The sequence below is a fragment of the Virgisporangium ochraceum genome, assembly GCF_016863655.1.
GTDB lineage: Bacteria > Actinomycetota > Actinomycetes > Mycobacteriales > Micromonosporaceae > Virgisporangium > Virgisporangium ochraceum.
Genome location: NZ_BOPH01000028.1, coordinates 47,553 through 62,900 on the forward strand (window position 1 = coordinate 47,553; position 15,348 = coordinate 62,900).

The following is a 15,348-nucleotide window of genomic DNA, read 5'->3' on the forward strand; positions in this document are numbered from 1 at the left end:
TGACCGGTGCATCATCCGGCGGGGATGAGTCACGGCCGCCGTGGTCGACGCCTGTGCAGCCCGAACAGGACGAGTCCGACGACGCCGACGAGCACCCCCGCGGCGACGGCGGTGGGTATGCCCCGGCAGCCCGCGGTCGGGCGGTCGAGGCGCAGCGCGCACACCATGAGCGACGCCTTCGCCGCCCCGTACCGGGCCCGCAGTTCGGCGCGGAGGTCACGCCACTGGCGGCGGGTCTCGGTGACCGCGCCCGCCACGGCCCGCGCGAAGTTGCGGCCGACCCGGCCGCGCGCGGTCGTCGGGTCCGTCGCCTCGCCGGTGCGCGGGTCGATCGTCCCGAGGTCCTTGTTGAGACCGGCGTGGGTGACCCGCCGCGCGCACTCCTCGACGCCGGGCACGCTGTCGTGGAGCACGAAGCACCCGGTCGACAGGCCGGGCGGAACGGTCGGTGTCCGGTCGCGGCGCAGGTCGAGAACCGGGCTCGGGGTCGGCAGGCCGAGGCCGGGCGGGTTGTCGGCGCCGGTCGGGCGGGTCGGGTCGGCCTCGTCGGTCCAGTTGCTGTGCGAGTAGAAGTCCTGGACGCCGTGCAGCGCCCGGCCGAAGCTCTCCAGTGCCCGGCACTTGGCCCGCTGCTCGCGGGGTGAGTCGAACTCGCAGTCGGTGCCGAGGTCGACGGCCGCGGGGACGATCGCACCCTCGGCGTCGAGCAGGTGCGCGGCGCGGTCCACGGCCTCCCGGAACCGCCCGCGCAGGTGGTCGACGCACGCGCGGAGGCTCGCGGTCGCCGCGTCGCGGGTGCGCGGGTAGTCACCGTCGAGGTAGTCGGCGCCGTCGCAGTGGGCGGTCGGGTCGAACGGCTCGGTGAGGTCGGGCGCCCCGACCGCGCCGAACCGCTTCCCCTGGCCGGCGAGCTGGTCGGCCGACCGTGGCTCGAAGCAGAAGCGGTCCGGGCCGGTGCAGGCCACCGCGGCGCGCGTGATCCGTTCGTGCTCCCGGTTCTGCCCCGCGGTGTCGATCGTGCCGAACGCCGTCGCCCGGCCCGCCGGCCCCATGATGGCGGCCGCGAGAACCAGGCTGGCGACAACCCTCCGCACCATCGAGGCCCCCTCACGGTCCGCCCGCGCCGATCGTCCCGGCCGCCGGGCGGGGGCCGCCTCATCCGCCGCGGATTCAGTCGCCGGTCACGCCGTCGAGCTGCTCGCGGAGGATGTCGGCGTGACCGGCGTGCCGGGCGTACTCGCGGATCAGGTGTACGAAGACCCAGCGCAGCGACACCCGTCCGAGCCGCTCGTGCGGCACGGTGTGGTCGAGGTCGAACCCCGCCGCGATCCGCCGGGACTCGGCGCAGGCCGCCTCGTGTGCGGCGAGCACGTTGACGGCCGTCTCGTTCCGCGGCAGCACCCAGCTGGCGTCGTCGCCGCGGGAGTTGCCGGCGATCTGCTCCCGCGGCCGCCCGGCCAGGATGTGCTGGAACCAGTTGCGCTCCACGGCGGCGACGTGGCGGAGCAGCCCGAGCAGCGTGGTCTCCGACCCCACCAGCTGGCGGCGGCCGTCGGCGTCGGGAAGGTCGCGCAGCTTGCCACGCAGCACGTACCGGTGGTGGTCGAGGAACCGCTCGAGGGTCTCGCGCTCACCGGCGGTGCTGACCAGGTCCTCGTCGACGGTGTCGGGTACCGGACCGGCGGGCCGGAACTCCCGCGCGCGACCGGGAGGGGCACCGTCGTCGAGATCGCCGAGCCCTTCGATGAGCCTGACGCGGGCGGCGTCGACGCGGGCCCCGTAGTCGGGCGCGAAGATTTCCGTCAACGTGGTCTCGAGCGTTCCGGTGATCCGGTACAGCGGAGCCAGGACGGCCCGGTCGCCGTCGACGAGCGCGCGGAAGTCGTCCTGATCGAGCATCCGGTCCAGCCAATCCGACAGCAGCAGCGCCTCGTCGGGCGTCAGCCTGATCGTGTACTCCCGGTCCGTCACCGGACGAGGATAGAGCGTCTCCCCTCGGAAACCGGGCGCACTTCCTGCGCCTGGCGGTCCACGTCACGGCGCTGGTCGGGGTCCGATCGTCGATCATGACCGCCCTGTCGGAGGTGGCGGAGGCCGCGCACGTGGGTCGGGCTGACGCCACAGGCTTTCCACAGAGTCGTCGGCTTCAGTGGCGGCCATGCGCAGAGCAGTGGCGGCCGGTGTGGCGCTCATGGTGGTGCTGACCGCGTGCGGCCGTGGCCGGGCCGACCCCGAACCCACCCCGCCGCCGGCGGCGACGCACGGGTACACGCTGACCGTCGACGGGCGCGAGCGGCACTACCGGGCCTACACGCCGGCCGGTGCGACGGCGGGCCGGCCGGTGGTCGTGTTCCTCCACGGCGGCGGCGGGAACGGCGAGCTGTTCGAGCGCGTGTCCCACATGAACACCGTCGCCGACGAGGGTGGCTTCGTCGTGGTCTACCCCGACGGCAGCGGCCGCCTCGGCGACCGGCTGCTCACCTGGAACGCCGGCGACTGCTGCGCCTACGCCAAGGACCGGAACATCGACGACGTCGCGTTCGTGCGCGCGCTGATCGACGACGTCACCACGCGGTTCGGGACGGGCGAAGTGTTCGTCACCGGGTTCTCCAACGGCGCGATGATGACCTACCGCCTCGGCTGCGAGCTGGCCGACCGGATCGCCGGCATCGCGGTCGTGTCCGGTGCGATGAACCTCGACACGTGCACGCCGTCGCGCCCGCTGCCGGTGCTCGTCATGCACGGCACCGCCGACACCGCCGTCCCCTACGACGGTGGACCGAGCAGCTCCGAGTTCCCCACGGCCGGCACGTGGACCAACCGCTCCGTCCGGTACGCCGTCGACTTCTGGACCGAGCACAACGGATGCGGGCCCGTTCCGGCCGAGACCCGCGACGGCGAGGTCACCACCCGGACCTACACGTGCGCCGAACCGGTGACCGTCCACACCATCGACGGCGGCGGCCACGGCTGGCCGGGCGGCGAGAAGGCCCGCGCCAACGCCGTCGAGGAGGCGCCGCCGCGTCCCGACGCGAGCCGCGTCGTCTGGGACTTCTTCGCGGCGTCAGGCTGACTCGCGGATCACGAGTTCGGTCGGCAGGATCACCGCCGACGGTGGCTCGCCGTCGATCTGGGCGAGCAGCAGGCGGACCATCTCGGCGCTGATCCGCTCCAGCGGGTGCCGGATCGTCGTGATCGCCGGCTGCGACGCGCCCGCGATCCCGGAGTCGTCGAAGCCGCCGAGAGCCACGTCCTGCGGGACGCGCCGGCCCGCCTGCCGCAGCGCGGCCAGCGCGCCCACGGCCATGAGGTCGGAGGCGGCGAACACCGCGTCGACGTCGGGTGCCTGGGCGAGCAGCGCGGCCATCGCGGCGGCGCCGGCGGCACGGGTGTAGTCGCCGTGGGCGACGAGCGACCCGTCGAAGGAGGAGCCGAGCACGTCGCGGTAGCCGGCCAGCCGGTCGACGCCACCGGACGTGTCGAGCGGGCCGGTGATGATGCCGATGCGCCGGCGTCCGATCGATCTGAGATAACCGACCATCTGGCGGGCGCCGTCGCGGTCGTCGGCCGCGACGTAGGCGATGTCGCGTTCGAACCCGAGCGGACGCCCGCACGCGACCAGCGGCAGCCCGCGCGCCCGGAGGTCGGCCAGCAGCGGGCTGCCCGAATGGGTCGACACCAGCAGCGCGCCGTCGACGTGTCCGGCGGCGAGGTACCGGCCGACCCGCTTGCGGTCGTCGTCGGTGCCGGCCAGGGCCAGCAGCAGCGTGATGTCGTGCTTCGCGAGGGCCCGCGCGCAGAAGTGCAGCAGCACGTTGAAGTTCGGGTCCTCGAAGAGGCGCTCCTGCGGCTCGGAGAGGATGAACGCCACCGACTGCGAGCGCTGCGTGCGCAGGCTGCGGGCGTGCTGGTTGGCGACGTAGCCGGTCTTGGCGACCGCGCGCCGCACCGCCTCCGCCGCCGACACGCTCACGTTGTGACCGCCGTTGAGCGCCCGCGACACGGTTCCGCGGGAGACCCCCGCGACCGCGGCGACGTCGTCGATCGTCGGGCGCGGGCGGCTGCTCCTCACGCCGTCATTGTCCACGATCCGCTAGCTTTTCACCGCGCCGGAGATCAGATCGACGCGCCAGTACCGCTGCAGCGCGAGGAACAGCGCCACCAGCGGCACGATCGACAGCAGCGCGCCGGCGATCACCTGCGAGTACAGCGCCGGCCGGTCTGCGCCCTGCGACAGCAGCGTGTGCAGCCCCACCGTGAGCGGGAACGTCGTGTCGTCGCTGAGCATCACGAACGGCAGCATGAAGTTGTTCCAGATCGCCACGAACTGGAACAGGAACACCGTCACCAGGCCCGGCCGCATGATGGGCAGTGCCACCGACCGGAACACCCGGAACTCGGTGGCGCCGTCGGTGCGGGCCGCCTCGACCAGGGAGTCGGGGACGGCCGCGTCGGCGTACACCCGCGCCAGGTAGATGCCGTACGGGCTGATGACGCTCGGCAGCAGCACCGACCAGTAGGTGCCGGCGAGCCCGAGCTTCGCGAGCAGCAGGTACTGCGGGATCGCGAGCACGATCGCCGGCACCAGCACGCCGGCCAGCAGCACGTTGAACAGCACCGTGCGGCCGGGGAACCGGAACTTCGACAGCGTGTACCCGCTCAGCCCGGAGACGAACGCCGACAGGGCCGCGCCGACGCCCGCGTACAGCGCGGTGTTGGCCATCCACCGCCAGAACAGCCCGTCGCGGTAGGACGAGAGGTCGCCGATGTTCTCCAGCAGCGACCATCCCGGCGCGAACGTCGACGTGTCGAACAGGTCGGCCTTGTCCTTCGAGGCGGCGACGAGCACCCAGGCGACCGGCACCAGGCAGTAGAGCGCGCCCAGCAGCAGTACCGCGGTCGGCACGAGCCCGATCCCGCCCGGCCCCGTGCTCCGCCGCGCGGCGCCGGTGGCCGGCCGGGTGTCCACAGGGGACAGCACGGCGGTCACGCGTCACCTCCGAACGCGCGCCGGCCGAACGACCGCAGGAACGCGAACGACAGCAGGAGCGTCGCGAGCGCGAGCACCAGCGAGGTGGCGGCGGCGCTGTAGTGGTCGCCGATCGCGAACGCGTCCCGGTGGACCTTCATCAACGGCGCCCAGGTCGACGGGATCGCGTTCGTCAACGGTTGCAGGATCATCGGTTCGGCGAACACCTGGATGGTCGCGATGATGGAGAAGAACCCGGTCATGACGAGCGCCGGCAGCACCATCGGCACCTTGATGCGCAGCGCCAGCCGCACCTCCGAGCACCCGTCGATGCGCGCCGACTCGTAGATCTCGGGCGGCACCGCGCGCAACGCCGTGTAGATGACCATCATGTTGAAGCCGGTGCCGCCCCAGACCGCCACGTTCGCGACCGCGAACAGCAGCAGGTCGCCGCCGAGCGGGTCGAGGTCGCCCAGCGGGAACGGGCTGACCGACGGCAGGTACAGGAACCCCCACAGCATCCCGCCGATGAGCGCCGGCACCGCGAACGGCAGGAAGATGGACACGCGCGCGAAGCGCCGCAGCCGGGCCGACGGGGTGTCGAGCAGCAGCGCGAACAGCAGCGCCAGCCCGAGCATCACCGGCACCACGACCGCGCCGTACCCGAGCACGCGCAGGAGGCTCGCGCCGAGTTCGGGGTCGCTCAGCGCGTCCCGGAAGTTCTGCCAACCGGCGAAGACCTCGCGCCGGGCGTCGGCGCCCAGCCCGAGCCCCTCGACCCGCACCCGGCGGAAGCTCAGGTACGCCGTGTACCCGATCGGTACGAGGATGAACGCGGTGAACAGGACGATCGCCGGGGACAGGAAGAGGTAGGGAGCGCGTTTCATGGCTCAGCCGGCCAGCTTGAAGCCGCTCTTGCGCATGTCGGCGACGGTCGCCTCCTGCATCGCGCCGACGGCGGCGCCGAACGGCGACTTCTGGCTGATCGCCTTGCCGAACGCGTCCTTGTACGTCGCGTAGGTGACGTTCACGTTGGGGCCCCACACGAACGGCGCCGCGGTGTCGGCGATCGCCTTGGCGTCGGCGTAGAACGTCGTCTGCTGCGGGAAGAACGCCGGCGGCTGCTGCAGCGCCGGGCCGTTCTGCGCGTCGCGCGCCGCCGGGTAGATGCCACTCTCCCGGACGAGCGTGGTGGTGGCCGCGGCGTCGGTGTTCATCCAGACGGCGAACTTCGTGGCCGCCTCCTTGTGCTTCGAGTCGCGCGTGACGCCGGTGGACGAGCCACCCCAGTTGCCGGTGCGGTTCTCGCCGGCCGTCCACTGTGGAAGCGGTGCCATCGACCACTTTCCCTTGGTGTCGGGCGCGTTGCCGGTCAGCACGCCCGGCGCCCAGATCGCGCTGGGCCAGGCGAGGAGGGTCCCGTCGTTGAGCGCCTTGTTCCACTCCGGGGTGTACATCGGCCGGTTGTCGATCGCGCCCCGACCGACCAGGTCTCCCCAGTAGTTCGCCACCTTCGTCGTGGCCGCGTCGTCGATGGTGACCGACCACGTGTCGCCGTCGATGCCCCACCACCTTCCGCCGGCCTGCTGCACGAGGCCGGTGAACCAGCCCGGGTCGTTGCTGGAGAACGTGGTGAGGTACTTCGACGGGTCCTTCGCGCGCAGCGCGGTCGCCGTGGCGGCGAACTCGTCCCAGGTCTCCGGCACGCTGAGGCCGTACCGCTGGAAGAGGTCGCCGCGGTAGTAGAGCATCATCGGACCGGAGTCCTGCGGCACGGCGTACACCTGGCTGCCGCCCAGTGTCACCTGGCCCCAGACGCCTTCGGCGAACCTGCTCTTCGCGTCGCCGACGTACCTCGAGATGTCGGCGAGAACGTTGTTGCTGACGAGCGTCGGCAGCACCTGGTACTCGGCCTGCACGAGGTCGGGTGCCTCACCGGCCTTGGCGGCGGTGAGCACCTTGGTGAGCAGGTCGTCGCCGCCGGCCTGCTTGCTGAAGGTCACCTTGGTGCCGGGGTTGGCGGCGTTCCACTGGTCGACGACCTTCTCGATGCTGGGCGTCCAGGACCAGAACGTGAGCTCGACCGGTCCGTCGGCGGTGTCGCCGTCGTCGCCGCAGGCGGCGGTACCGGCGAGGAGGGCAAGGCACAGGGTGGACGCGATCAGGCGCAGACGTGTCATCGGTGCACTCCGGAATGAGGGTGGCGGGGAGCGGAACCGGGAAAGGACTGTGAACGTTCCCAGTCTCGATTCACGTTCTTAGATATGTCAATACCTTGCGCCCGGCCGGCGGGCGACCGCATCATCGAGCCTGGAAATGGGAGCGCTCACAGCGGAGGTCGTCTATGGCTCGGGTGGCCTTCGGCGGGGACTACAACCCGGAACAGTGGCCGGAGCCGGTGTGGGCCGAGGACGTCGCGCTGATGCGGGAGGCCGGGGTCACCCTGGTGACCGTCGGCGTGTTCGCGTGGTCGCACCTCGAACCGCGTCCGGGTGAGTTCACGTTCGACTGGCTCGACCGGGTCCTGGACCTGTTGCACGACGGCGGGGTGAGCGTCGACCTCGGCACCCCGACGGCCGCGCCGCCACCGTGGTTCCTGCACCGCAACCCCGGGGCCCGCCCGGTGACGCGCACCGGCACCGTGCTCGGCGGCGGCGCCCGCCAGAGCTTCTGCCCGAGCTCACCCGCGTACGCGCAGGCCGTCACCCGGATCACCGGCGCGCTGGCCGACCGGTACGGCCACCATCCCGCGGTGGTGATGTGGCACGTCAACAACGAGTACGGCAACGGCGTCGACGCCTGCTACTGCGACGGGTGCGCCGCCGCGTTCCGCGGGTGGCTGCGTACCCGCTACGGAGACCTCGACGCGTTGAACACCGCGTGGGGCACGTCGTTCTGGAGCCAGCGGTACGACGCGTTCGACGAGATCACCCCGCCCCGCGCGAGCACCGCCGTCATCAACCCGGCACAGGAGCTCGACTTCGCGCGGTTCGCCAACGACCGGCACCTCGCCAACTACCGCCGCGAGCGGGAGATCCTCAAGCGCCGGGCCCCGGACACGCCGGTCACCACGAACTTCATGCTCGCGAACTGCAAGTCCATCGACTACTGGAAATGGGCGCGCGAGGTCGACGTCGTCGCCAACGACCACTACCTGCAGGCCGAGCGCGCCGACAACCACATCGAGCTCGCGATGTGCGCCGACCTGACCCGCGCGGTCGCCGACGGCGCGCCGTGGATCCTCATGGAGCACTCGACCGGCGCCGTCAACTGGCAGCCACGCAACATCGCCAAGCGGCCCGGCGAGCTGGCCCGCAACAGCCTCGCGCACCTCGCCCGGGGCGCCGACGGGCTGCTGTTCTTCCAGTGGCGGGCGTCGCGGTTCGGCGCCGAGAAGTTCCACTCGGCGATGGTCCCGCACCAGGGCACCGGCAGCCGGATCTGGCGCGAGGTGACGGCGCTCGGCGCCGACCTCGCGCGGCTGAAGGAGGTCGTCGGCAGCCGGGTGCTCGCGGACGTCGCCCTGGTCTGGGACTGGGAGTCGTGGTGGGCGTTGGAGCTCGACGCGCGGCCGTCGTCGGACCTGCGGTACCGCGACCGCGTGGAGGCGTACTACGAGCGGCTGTGGCGGGCGCACCAGACGACCGACTTCGTGCACCCGGAGGGCGACCTCGGCCGGTACCGGCTCGTGGTCGTGCCGAGCCTGTACCTCACCACACCGGCCGCGGCCAAGAACCTCACCGACTTCGTGCGCGGCGGCGGCACGCTCGTCGTCTCGTACTTCTCCGGGATCGTCGACGCGACCGACACGGTGCACGCCGGCGGTGCGCTGAGTGACGTGCTCGGCGTGCGCGTGCAGGAGTTCCTGCCGTTGCGCGCCGGCGAGTCCGTCGCGGTGGGCTCCTTCTCGGCCGACGTCTGGGCCGAGGACGTGGAACTGGCCGGCGCCGTGGCCGTGATGTCCTATGTGGACGGACCGGCGGCGGGCCGGCCTGCCGTCACCCGGCACCGGCACGGCTTCGGGCACGCCTGGTATGTGTCGACCCGGCTCGATGCCGCGGGCCTCGACGCCGTGCTCACCGGCGCGCTCGCCGACGCCGGCATCGCGCCCGTCACCGGGATCCCCGACGAGGTAGAGGTGGTGCGCCGCACCGGCGGGCAGGGCTCGTACCTCGTCGCGATCAACCACGGCTCCGCGCCGGCGCGCCTGTCGACGCCGCCCGGCCACGAGCTCTTCACCGACCTCCCCTGCCCGGACGGGCTGCCGCTGCCCGGCGGCGCCGTACGGGTGTTGCGCGTGTCCTGAACCGTCGAAGGGAGAACCCCCTGATGCGCAGACGAACGATTCTCACGGCCGCGGCGGCCGCCACCGCCCCGGTCCCGCTGCTCGAAGCGCGCGGTCAGGCGGCGCCGCGCCGCGCCGGCCGCCTCGCGCTGCGCGGCGCCGACATCTCGACGCTGAAGAAGAACCTGGACTTCGGCGCGGTCTACCGCGACGCGGGCGGCCGGCGCGCCGACCCGTTCGCGCTCCTCGCGGCGGGCGGCGTGAACGCGGCCCGGCTCAAGGTCTGGGTGAACCCGGCCGACGGCTACAACTCGAAGGCGACCGTGCTCCCGATGGCCGCCCGCGCCAGGGCCGCCGGCATGAAGCTGTTCGTCGACTTCCACTACTCCGACGCCTGGGCCGACCCGGGCAAGCAGAACAAGCCGGCCGCGTGGGCGTCGCTTCCCTTCCCGCAGCTACGCGACGCCGTCTACGGGCACACCGCCGACGTGCTGGGCGCCCTGCGGGCGCAGGGAACCCCGGCCGATCTCGTGCAGATCGGCAACGAGATCAACGGCGGCATGCTGTGGCCCGACGGCCGGTGGGACAACTGGCCGCAACTGGCGGCGCTGCTCACCGCCGGCAGCACGGCCGCGCGGTCGGTGTCGCCGGGGACGCGCGTGGTGCTGCACCTGGCCGAGGGCGGCAACAACTCGCAGCACCGCTGGTGGTTCGACAACGCGGTGTCGTACGGCGTGCCGTTCGACGTGATCGCCGTGTCGCACTACCTGTACTGGCACGGCACGGCGGCGTCGCTGGCCGCGAACCTGGCCGACCTGTCGGCGCGGTACGGCCGCGACGTCATCGTGGCCGAGACCGCCTACGGCTTCACCACCGCCGAGGACGACCACGAGCCGCAGATCTTCAACGCGTCGCTGGCCGCCACCGCCGGCATCCCGGCGAGCCCGGCCGGCCAGGTGACCGCGTTCCGCCGCGTCTGCGACGTGGTGACCGGCGTCCCGAACGGCCGCGGCATCGGCGTCTTCTACTGGGAACCCACCTGGACGGCCGTGCGTGGCGCCGGATGGGACCCGGCCAACCCGGCCTCCGGCGACGGCTGGGAGAATCAGGCGTGGTTCGACTTCAACGACCGGGCGCTGCCGGCCCTGCAGGTGTACAACTCCTACCGGTAGCGTTCCGGTGAGCGCGCTCCTGGTGCGCCACGGCGACGTTCTCGACGGCGCGACCTTCTCCTGGCTCCAGGGGCACGATGTGCTCGCGGTGGACGGTCGCGTCGTCGAGGTCGGCAGGTCGTTGCGGTCCGACGACGCCCGGATGGTCGACGCGCGCGGGCTGCGCGTGGTGCCCGGGCTGATCGACTGCCACGTGCACGTGACCGCGGCCAGCGCCGACCTGGCCGCGCTGGGCCGCTGGCCGGCGACCTACGCCACGGCGCACGCCGCCCGCCTGATGCGCGACATGCTGCACCGCGGCTTCACCACCGTGCGCGACGTCGGCGGTGCCGACTTCGGCCTCGCCCGCGCACAGGCCGAGGGACTGTTCCCCGGGCCCCGGCTGGTCTTCGGCGGCAAGGCGTTGAGCCAGACCGGCGGGCACGGCGACGGCCGGCAGGCGGGCGAGTCGGCGGCCGAGGACCCGTGCCGCCACCTCTCGCTGGGCCGGGTGGTCGACGGCGTCGACGCCGTACGCGCGGCCGCCCGCGACGAGCTGCGCACCGGCGCGCACCACCTCAAGGTGATGGCCGGCGGAGGAGTCGCCTCGCCGACCGACCGCATCGACTCGACCCAGTACTCCATGGACGAGCTGCGCGCGATCGTCGACGAGGCACACGCCGCGAACCGGTACGTGGCCGCGCACGCCTACACCGCGCGGTCGGTGAACCGGGCGCTGGAGGCGGGCGTGCGCAGCATCGAGCACGGCAACCTCATCGACGGGCGCAGCGTCGAGCTGTTCCTGGAACACGACGCCTACCTCGTGCCGACGCTCGTGACCTACTGGGCCCTGCAGGACGAGGGGCGCGAGTTCGGCCTGCCCGAGGACAGCTGGCGCAAGGTGGCCGAGGTGCTCGACGCCGGCCTCGGCGCCCTGTCGCTGGCCGCGGACGCCGGGGTGCGCATCGCCTACGGGTCGGACCTGCTCGGTGGCATGCAGCGGCACCAGCTGCGCGAGTTCCGGATCCGCGCCGAGGTCCAGCCGCCGGCCGACGTGCTGCGCTCGGCCACGACGGTGGCCGCCGACCTGCTGAACCTGACCGGCGAGGTCGGTGTGATCGCCCCGGGCGCCCACGCCGACCTCCTCCTCGTCGACGGCGACCCCCTGACCGACGCGGGCGCCCTGGCCGACCGGATACGCACGGTGATTCAGGGCGGCGAGGTTCTGGTCGGCAACGGTTGAGGCGCAGCCCTGCTCGTGGTTGCACAAAGTAGCCGGCATTCGATGAGACGTGGGCGGTTGTCGCCCTCTCGTGGCCTTGGGCGCATGTGTGGCCATCTAGCTGGTTGAACTGGCCGATCGTATGAGATTGCGCTGGTCGGGCGGGATACTCAAGGCGCGTTCCGTCGAGGGATACATACAACGTACGGGCTTCGTCCGTATGCGATGCGGTCGACGTATGGCTGACGCTCGTCTCGTGGCGCTGAGTAGCGACAGGGCGGTTGAGAGGCCTGTGCCCGGCAGGGCACCATGTGGGCAGAACGGTACCGTCCGCAACAAGCGAACGGCATCCGGTGCCAGCGGATGCCGTTCTACGCCCCAGCACGCTAGGAGCATCCGGAGGCGCATGATGAGTTTACGAGCCAGCCTGAACCGAGCAAGAAAGCAGTTGGGAGGGGTACGGCGTGCGTGTCGGAACCTCCGTCGGACGGCGGCTGCGGCCACCGTGTCGGCCGGAGTCGGGATGCTCGTGTGGAGCAGTCCTGAGACGGCTGCGCCGGTCGCCGTTGCCTGGCGGCCTATACGGCGTTGACCCGACCGGCTGCCTGACGAACCAGACGGCGGTGAGGCTTCGGTCTCGCCGCCGTCATTGCGTCCTGTCTAGCGCAAGGAGCGCGTATGTACAGTCAGCGAGACGGTTGCGCAATGGACCTTGACCTCACCACGGGTCCTGACGGCATGCCGACCAGTAGGGCCTCGGTCGCCGTGATGGAGATTCGGAAGGGTCCTCGTCCATTCGGGTCAGTGTCGCTCAAGGGAACGTTGGCCCGGGTGTGGGCGCAGGCACCGGCAATCGCGCTCCTGTTCACGATGTTCTTCAAAGGCGAAGAAGTGTTGGCACTGCTGGGTGCCATCGCCGTGGTCATGAGCGTGGGGTTGAACCGGCCCACGTCGAGTCGTCAGGGGAAGGCGGATCCGCGTCGATGAGCTCCTCACCGATCAGCCCGCCGCCCGCTACGTCGCCGCCAGCCGCCGTTGGGGGTCAGTTGGTGCGTCTGACCGTCAATCTCACGCCACGAGCGGCGGAGGCCCTCGACAGGCTCGCAAGCACGACGGAGACGTCGAAGACGGACGTTGTCAACCGCGCGCTCCAGATCTACGCGTTGATCGAGCAGCTCGCGGCCGCGAACGACGGACAGCTGAGGATCGTCCACTCCGACGGCTCGGTCGAACGCATCTATCTTGTGTAGACAACGGCATCTGCCCTGATGGCCCGGGTCCGGCCGCGTCGGGTGGCGCAGCGGGGCCCGGGCCACAGCGGTTACGAACCGGTGTACGGGATCGCTTGTGCGAAACGCGTTGCCGGGCTTGTGCGGCGCACCTACCGTGAGGCGGTGAACCGCGTCAACGACCGGCTCGTCAACTGGGCCAGCATCATCGAACCCGCCACGCTCGCGCAGGCGGAGGCGACCGCGTCGCTTCCGTTCATCTTCCCGCACGTGGCGCTCATGCCCGACGCGCATCTGGGCAAGGGCGCCACGGTCGGCTCGGTGATTCCGACACTCGGCGCCATCATCCCGGCGGCGGTCGGCGTCGACATCGGGTGCGGCATGGCCGCCGTGCGCACGCAGTTCTCCCGCGACGAGCTCGAGGGTGATCTGAGCGTGCTCCGGGAGGCGATCGAGAACGCCGTGCCCCTGTCGGCCGGTGCGTACAACACCGCGCTGACGCCGTCGGCGCAGCGCCGGGTCGAGACGCTCACCAAGGCGGCCGAGAAGGCCGGGTTCGACCCGGTGAAGTACGCGGGGAACTGGACGCTGCAGCTGGGTTCGCTCGGTTCCGGCAACCACTTCATCGAGGTGACCGTCGACGAGAACGGCGCCGTCTGGCTGTTCCTGCACTCGGGTTCGCGCGGAGTGGGCAACCGGATCGCCAGCCACCACATCAAGGTCGCGCAGGCGGCGATGAAGCGGTGGTGGATCAGCCTGCCCGACGCCGACCTCGCGTACCTCGTCGAGGGCACCGACGAGTTCTGGGCCTACATCCGCGAGCTGCGGTGGGCGCAGGAGTTCGCGCTCGCCAACCGCGACGAGATGATGGACCGCGTGGTCGCGTGCTTCAGCGAGTGGGTCGGCGGCGACGTCGAGGAGCTCGAGCGGGTGCAGTGCCACCACAACTACACGACGCAGGAGCGGCACTTCGGCAAGGACGTGTGGCTGTCGCGCAAGGGTGCCATCGACGCGTCCGAGGGGACGCCGGGGCTGATCCCGGGCTCGATGGGCGACGCCTCGTACGTGGTGGTGGGCAAGGGGAACAAGCTCGCGCTCGACTCCTCGCCGCACGGCGCGGGGCGCAACTACTCGCGGTCGGCGGCGCGGAGGAACTTCACGCGCGACCAGCTCAAGGAGGCGATGAAGGGCATCGAGTACCGCGACACCGACGCGTTCATCGACGAGATTCCCCAGGCGTACAAGCCGATCGACGTCGTGATGGAGGACGCGGCCGACCTCGTAGAGGTCCGGCACACGCTGCGACAGATCGTCAACGTCAAGGGAGACTGACGGTGTGAACGCTGCCCGGTGGCTCGGCGAACTGGTCTGGGACAAGGTCGACGGAATCTTCGCCCGGGCCGGTCGCTGGGTCGCGTCACTGCCGACGCGGGTCGCGCGGCTCGCCGTCGGGATGTGGCACGGGGTGGCGAGCCTGCGTCCGTGGTCGGTGGAGTGGTGGCGGTCGCTCGCCCGGCCGCGGACGTGGCGGGCCGTGGGCCGCTGGGTCGGCTACCGGGTGGTCGACCTGCTCGAGATCGCGGCGGTCGGCGAGGTGTACGAGACGCTCGTCGACCTGGTCAAGGTGAACACCCGGCGCCTGTCCGAGGAGGAGATCCGCGACGCGAGCGCCGTGTTCGGCAGCTCGCTCAACCTGCGCCTGGTGCGGGTCGACAAGCGGGCTCTCCTCGGCCCGGCCCGCACCAAGCGCGACTACACGAGCTTCCACACGATCAACAGCTGGGGCGAGAGCCGCCGCGACGTGCTCATCCACGAGCTCACCCACGTGTGGCAGTACGAGCGCGCCGGCGCCATCTACATGCCGCAGGCGCTGCACGCGCAGTTCCGCGGCGCGGGCTACGACTACGGGGGACGGGCGGGCCTGCGCGCCGCAGAGTGCGGCTTCCACGGCTTCAACCGGGAGCAGCAGGCCCAGATCGTCCAGGACTTCTTCCGCCTGCGGCAGGGCGACCCGGACCTCGAACTGTACGCGTCGTACGTCCAGGAGGTCTCGACCCTGACCCCGACGCAGCTGATGGCCGGTCGACGGGCCGCTCGTAGCCAGGATCACCCGCCCGCGCGATGAAGTCCTCCAGCCAGGCGATGTCGTGCCGGGTCCGCGAGGCGAAGAACGCCGCCTCGGCCACCTCGAACTGAACCGGAGCGCGCCCACCCTGTCGGCCGGCGAGGTGCGGCGCGCCCGCCCCGCTGAAACCGGCTCACGTGCGTCACCGGCGTCAGCGGCAGTGGGAACCCGCGGTCGAACCCGGCCACCTGCACCAAGGTGTTCGACCGGATCCGCCGGCTGTTCGCGGCGACCCGCCCTCCGAGGTGGCGGCCGGAACCGGTCCGACGGCGCCCTACCCGCGCGCGCTGGGGTAGTGGGTCACCCGGACGGGTGTCCGTCATCGTCAACCTGCCCACCAGGTCTGTGCCGGCCGCCTTGATCGTCG

14 protein-coding genes are annotated in these 15,348 nt (G+C 71.6%); 8 read left to right on the forward strand and 6 right to left on the reverse strand.

Annotation, left to right across the window (positions count from 1 at the left end; all coding sequences use genetic code 11):
- Positions 1 to 29: 29 nt before the first annotated feature.
- Together Voc01_RS12805 and Voc01_RS54625 are read right to left on the reverse strand one after the other, a co-directional pair.
- A complete protein-coding gene (locus Voc01_RS12805; protein ID WP_203927598.1) occupies positions 30 to 1,097 on the reverse strand; it encodes a CinY protein in 1,068 nt (355 codons plus the stop codon).
- Positions 1,098 to 1,170: 73 nt separating this feature from the next.
- Complete coding sequence (locus Voc01_RS54625) at positions 1,171 to 1,971, reverse strand: DinB family protein (RefSeq protein WP_373873809.1); 801 nt, start codon at positions 1,969 to 1,971, stop codon at positions 1,171 to 1,173.
- A gap of 187 nt (positions 1,972 to 2,158) precedes the next feature.
- On the opposite strand from Voc01_RS54625, the gene Voc01_RS12815 reads away from it, so the two are divergent.
- Positions 2,159 to 3,073, forward strand: coding sequence for an extracellular catalytic domain type 1 short-chain-length polyhydroxyalkanoate depolymerase (locus Voc01_RS12815; protein WP_203927599.1), 915 nt, complete (start codon positions 2,159 to 2,161; stop codon positions 3,071 to 3,073).
- On the opposite strand, the gene Voc01_RS12820 is transcribed toward Voc01_RS12815, so the two are convergent.
- The 4 genes from Voc01_RS12820 to Voc01_RS12835 are packed head-to-tail and all read right to left on the reverse strand — an operon-like array spanning position 3,065 to position 7,149.
- Positions 3,065 to 4,072, reverse strand: coding sequence for a LacI family DNA-binding transcriptional regulator (locus tag Voc01_RS12820; RefSeq protein ID WP_239160139.1), 1,008 nt, complete (start codon positions 4,070 to 4,072; stop codon positions 3,065 to 3,067). The genes Voc01_RS12815 and Voc01_RS12820 overlap by 9 nt on opposite strands.
- A gap of 21 nt (positions 4,073 to 4,093) precedes the next feature.
- On the reverse strand, positions 4,094 to 4,990 hold the full coding sequence (locus Voc01_RS12825; RefSeq protein WP_239160140.1) for a carbohydrate ABC transporter permease: 897 nt from the start codon (positions 4,988 to 4,990) through the stop codon (positions 4,094 to 4,096).
- Complete coding sequence (locus Voc01_RS12830; RefSeq protein ID WP_203927600.1) at positions 4,987 to 5,856, reverse strand: carbohydrate ABC transporter permease; 870 nt, start codon at positions 5,854 to 5,856, stop codon at positions 4,987 to 4,989. Before Voc01_RS12830 ends, Voc01_RS12825 begins: the two co-directional genes overlap by 4 nt.
- 3 nt (positions 5,857 to 5,859) lie before the next feature.
- The gene (locus Voc01_RS12835; protein ID WP_203927601.1) at positions 5,860 to 7,149 is read right to left on the reverse strand and encodes an ABC transporter substrate-binding protein; all 1,290 of its coding nucleotides are present in this window, start codon (positions 7,147 to 7,149) and stop codon (positions 5,860 to 5,862) included.
- A gap of 164 nt (positions 7,150 to 7,313) precedes the next feature.
- Between Voc01_RS12835 and Voc01_RS12840 the strand changes: the two genes are divergently transcribed.
- The 7 genes from Voc01_RS12840 (at position 7,314) to Voc01_RS12870 (ending at position 14,981) form a co-directional block, all read left to right on the forward strand.
- The gene (locus Voc01_RS12840; RefSeq protein ID WP_203927602.1) at positions 7,314 to 9,275 is read left to right on the forward strand and encodes a beta-galactosidase; all 1,962 of its coding nucleotides are present in this window, start codon (positions 7,314 to 7,316) and stop codon (positions 9,273 to 9,275) included.
- Positions 9,276 to 9,298: 23 nt separating this feature from the next.
- Positions 9,299 to 10,426: a glycoside hydrolase family 53 protein gene (locus tag Voc01_RS12845; protein WP_203927603.1), complete on the forward strand. Its 1,128-nt coding sequence runs from the start codon at positions 9,299 to 9,301 to the stop codon at positions 10,424 to 10,426.
- 7 nt (positions 10,427 to 10,433) lie between these two features.
- A complete protein-coding gene (locus Voc01_RS12850; RefSeq protein ID WP_203927604.1) occupies positions 10,434 to 11,648 on the forward strand; it encodes a metal-dependent hydrolase family protein in 1,215 nt (404 codons plus the stop codon).
- A gap of 684 nt (positions 11,649 to 12,332) precedes the next feature.
- Complete coding sequence (locus Voc01_RS12855; protein ID WP_203927605.1) at positions 12,333 to 12,614, forward strand: hypothetical protein; 282 nt, start codon at positions 12,333 to 12,335, stop codon at positions 12,612 to 12,614.
- 62 nt (positions 12,615 to 12,676) lie between these two features.
- Positions 12,677 to 12,877, forward strand: coding sequence for a ribbon-helix-helix domain-containing protein (locus tag Voc01_RS12860; RefSeq protein ID WP_203927606.1), 201 nt, complete (start codon positions 12,677 to 12,679; stop codon positions 12,875 to 12,877).
- A 144-nt stretch (positions 12,878 to 13,021) separates the two neighbouring features.
- A complete protein-coding gene (locus Voc01_RS12865; RefSeq protein WP_239160141.1) occupies positions 13,022 to 14,188 on the forward strand; it encodes an RtcB family protein in 1,167 nt (388 codons plus the stop codon).
- A gap of 4 nt (positions 14,189 to 14,192) precedes the next feature.
- Positions 14,193 to 14,981 (forward strand): hypothetical protein, encoded by a 789-nt coding sequence (locus Voc01_RS12870; protein WP_203927608.1) that lies wholly within the window; start codon positions 14,193 to 14,195, stop codon positions 14,979 to 14,981.
- The last annotated feature ends 367 nt before the right edge of the window (positions 14,982 to 15,348 follow it).

What these genes read in the sequence shown, in the direction of transcription:
- Voc01_RS12805 (WP_203927598.1), bottom strand. Translation starts at nt 1,097, where the DNA reads ATGGTGCGGAGGGTTGTCGCCAGCCTGGTTCTCGCGGCCGCCATCATG.
- Voc01_RS12815 (WP_203927599.1), top strand. Translation starts at nt 2,159, where the DNA reads ATGCGCAGAGCAGTGGCGGCCGGTGTGGCGCTCATGGTGGTGCTGACC.
- Voc01_RS12830 (WP_203927600.1), bottom strand. Translation starts at nt 5,856, where the DNA reads ATGAAACGCGCTCCCTACCTCTTCCTGTCCCCGGCGATCGTCCTGTTC.
- Voc01_RS12835 (WP_203927601.1), bottom strand. Translation starts at nt 7,149, where the DNA reads ATGACACGTCTGCGCCTGATCGCGTCCACCCTGTGCCTTGCCCTCCTC.
- Voc01_RS12840 (WP_203927602.1), top strand. Translation starts at nt 7,314, where the DNA reads ATGGCTCGGGTGGCCTTCGGCGGGGACTACAACCCGGAACAGTGGCCG.
- Voc01_RS12845 (WP_203927603.1), top strand. Translation starts at nt 9,299, where the DNA reads ATGCGCAGACGAACGATTCTCACGGCCGCGGCGGCCGCCACCGCCCCG.
- Voc01_RS12855 (WP_203927605.1), top strand. Translation starts at nt 12,333, where the DNA reads ATGGACCTTGACCTCACCACGGGTCCTGACGGCATGCCGACCAGTAGG.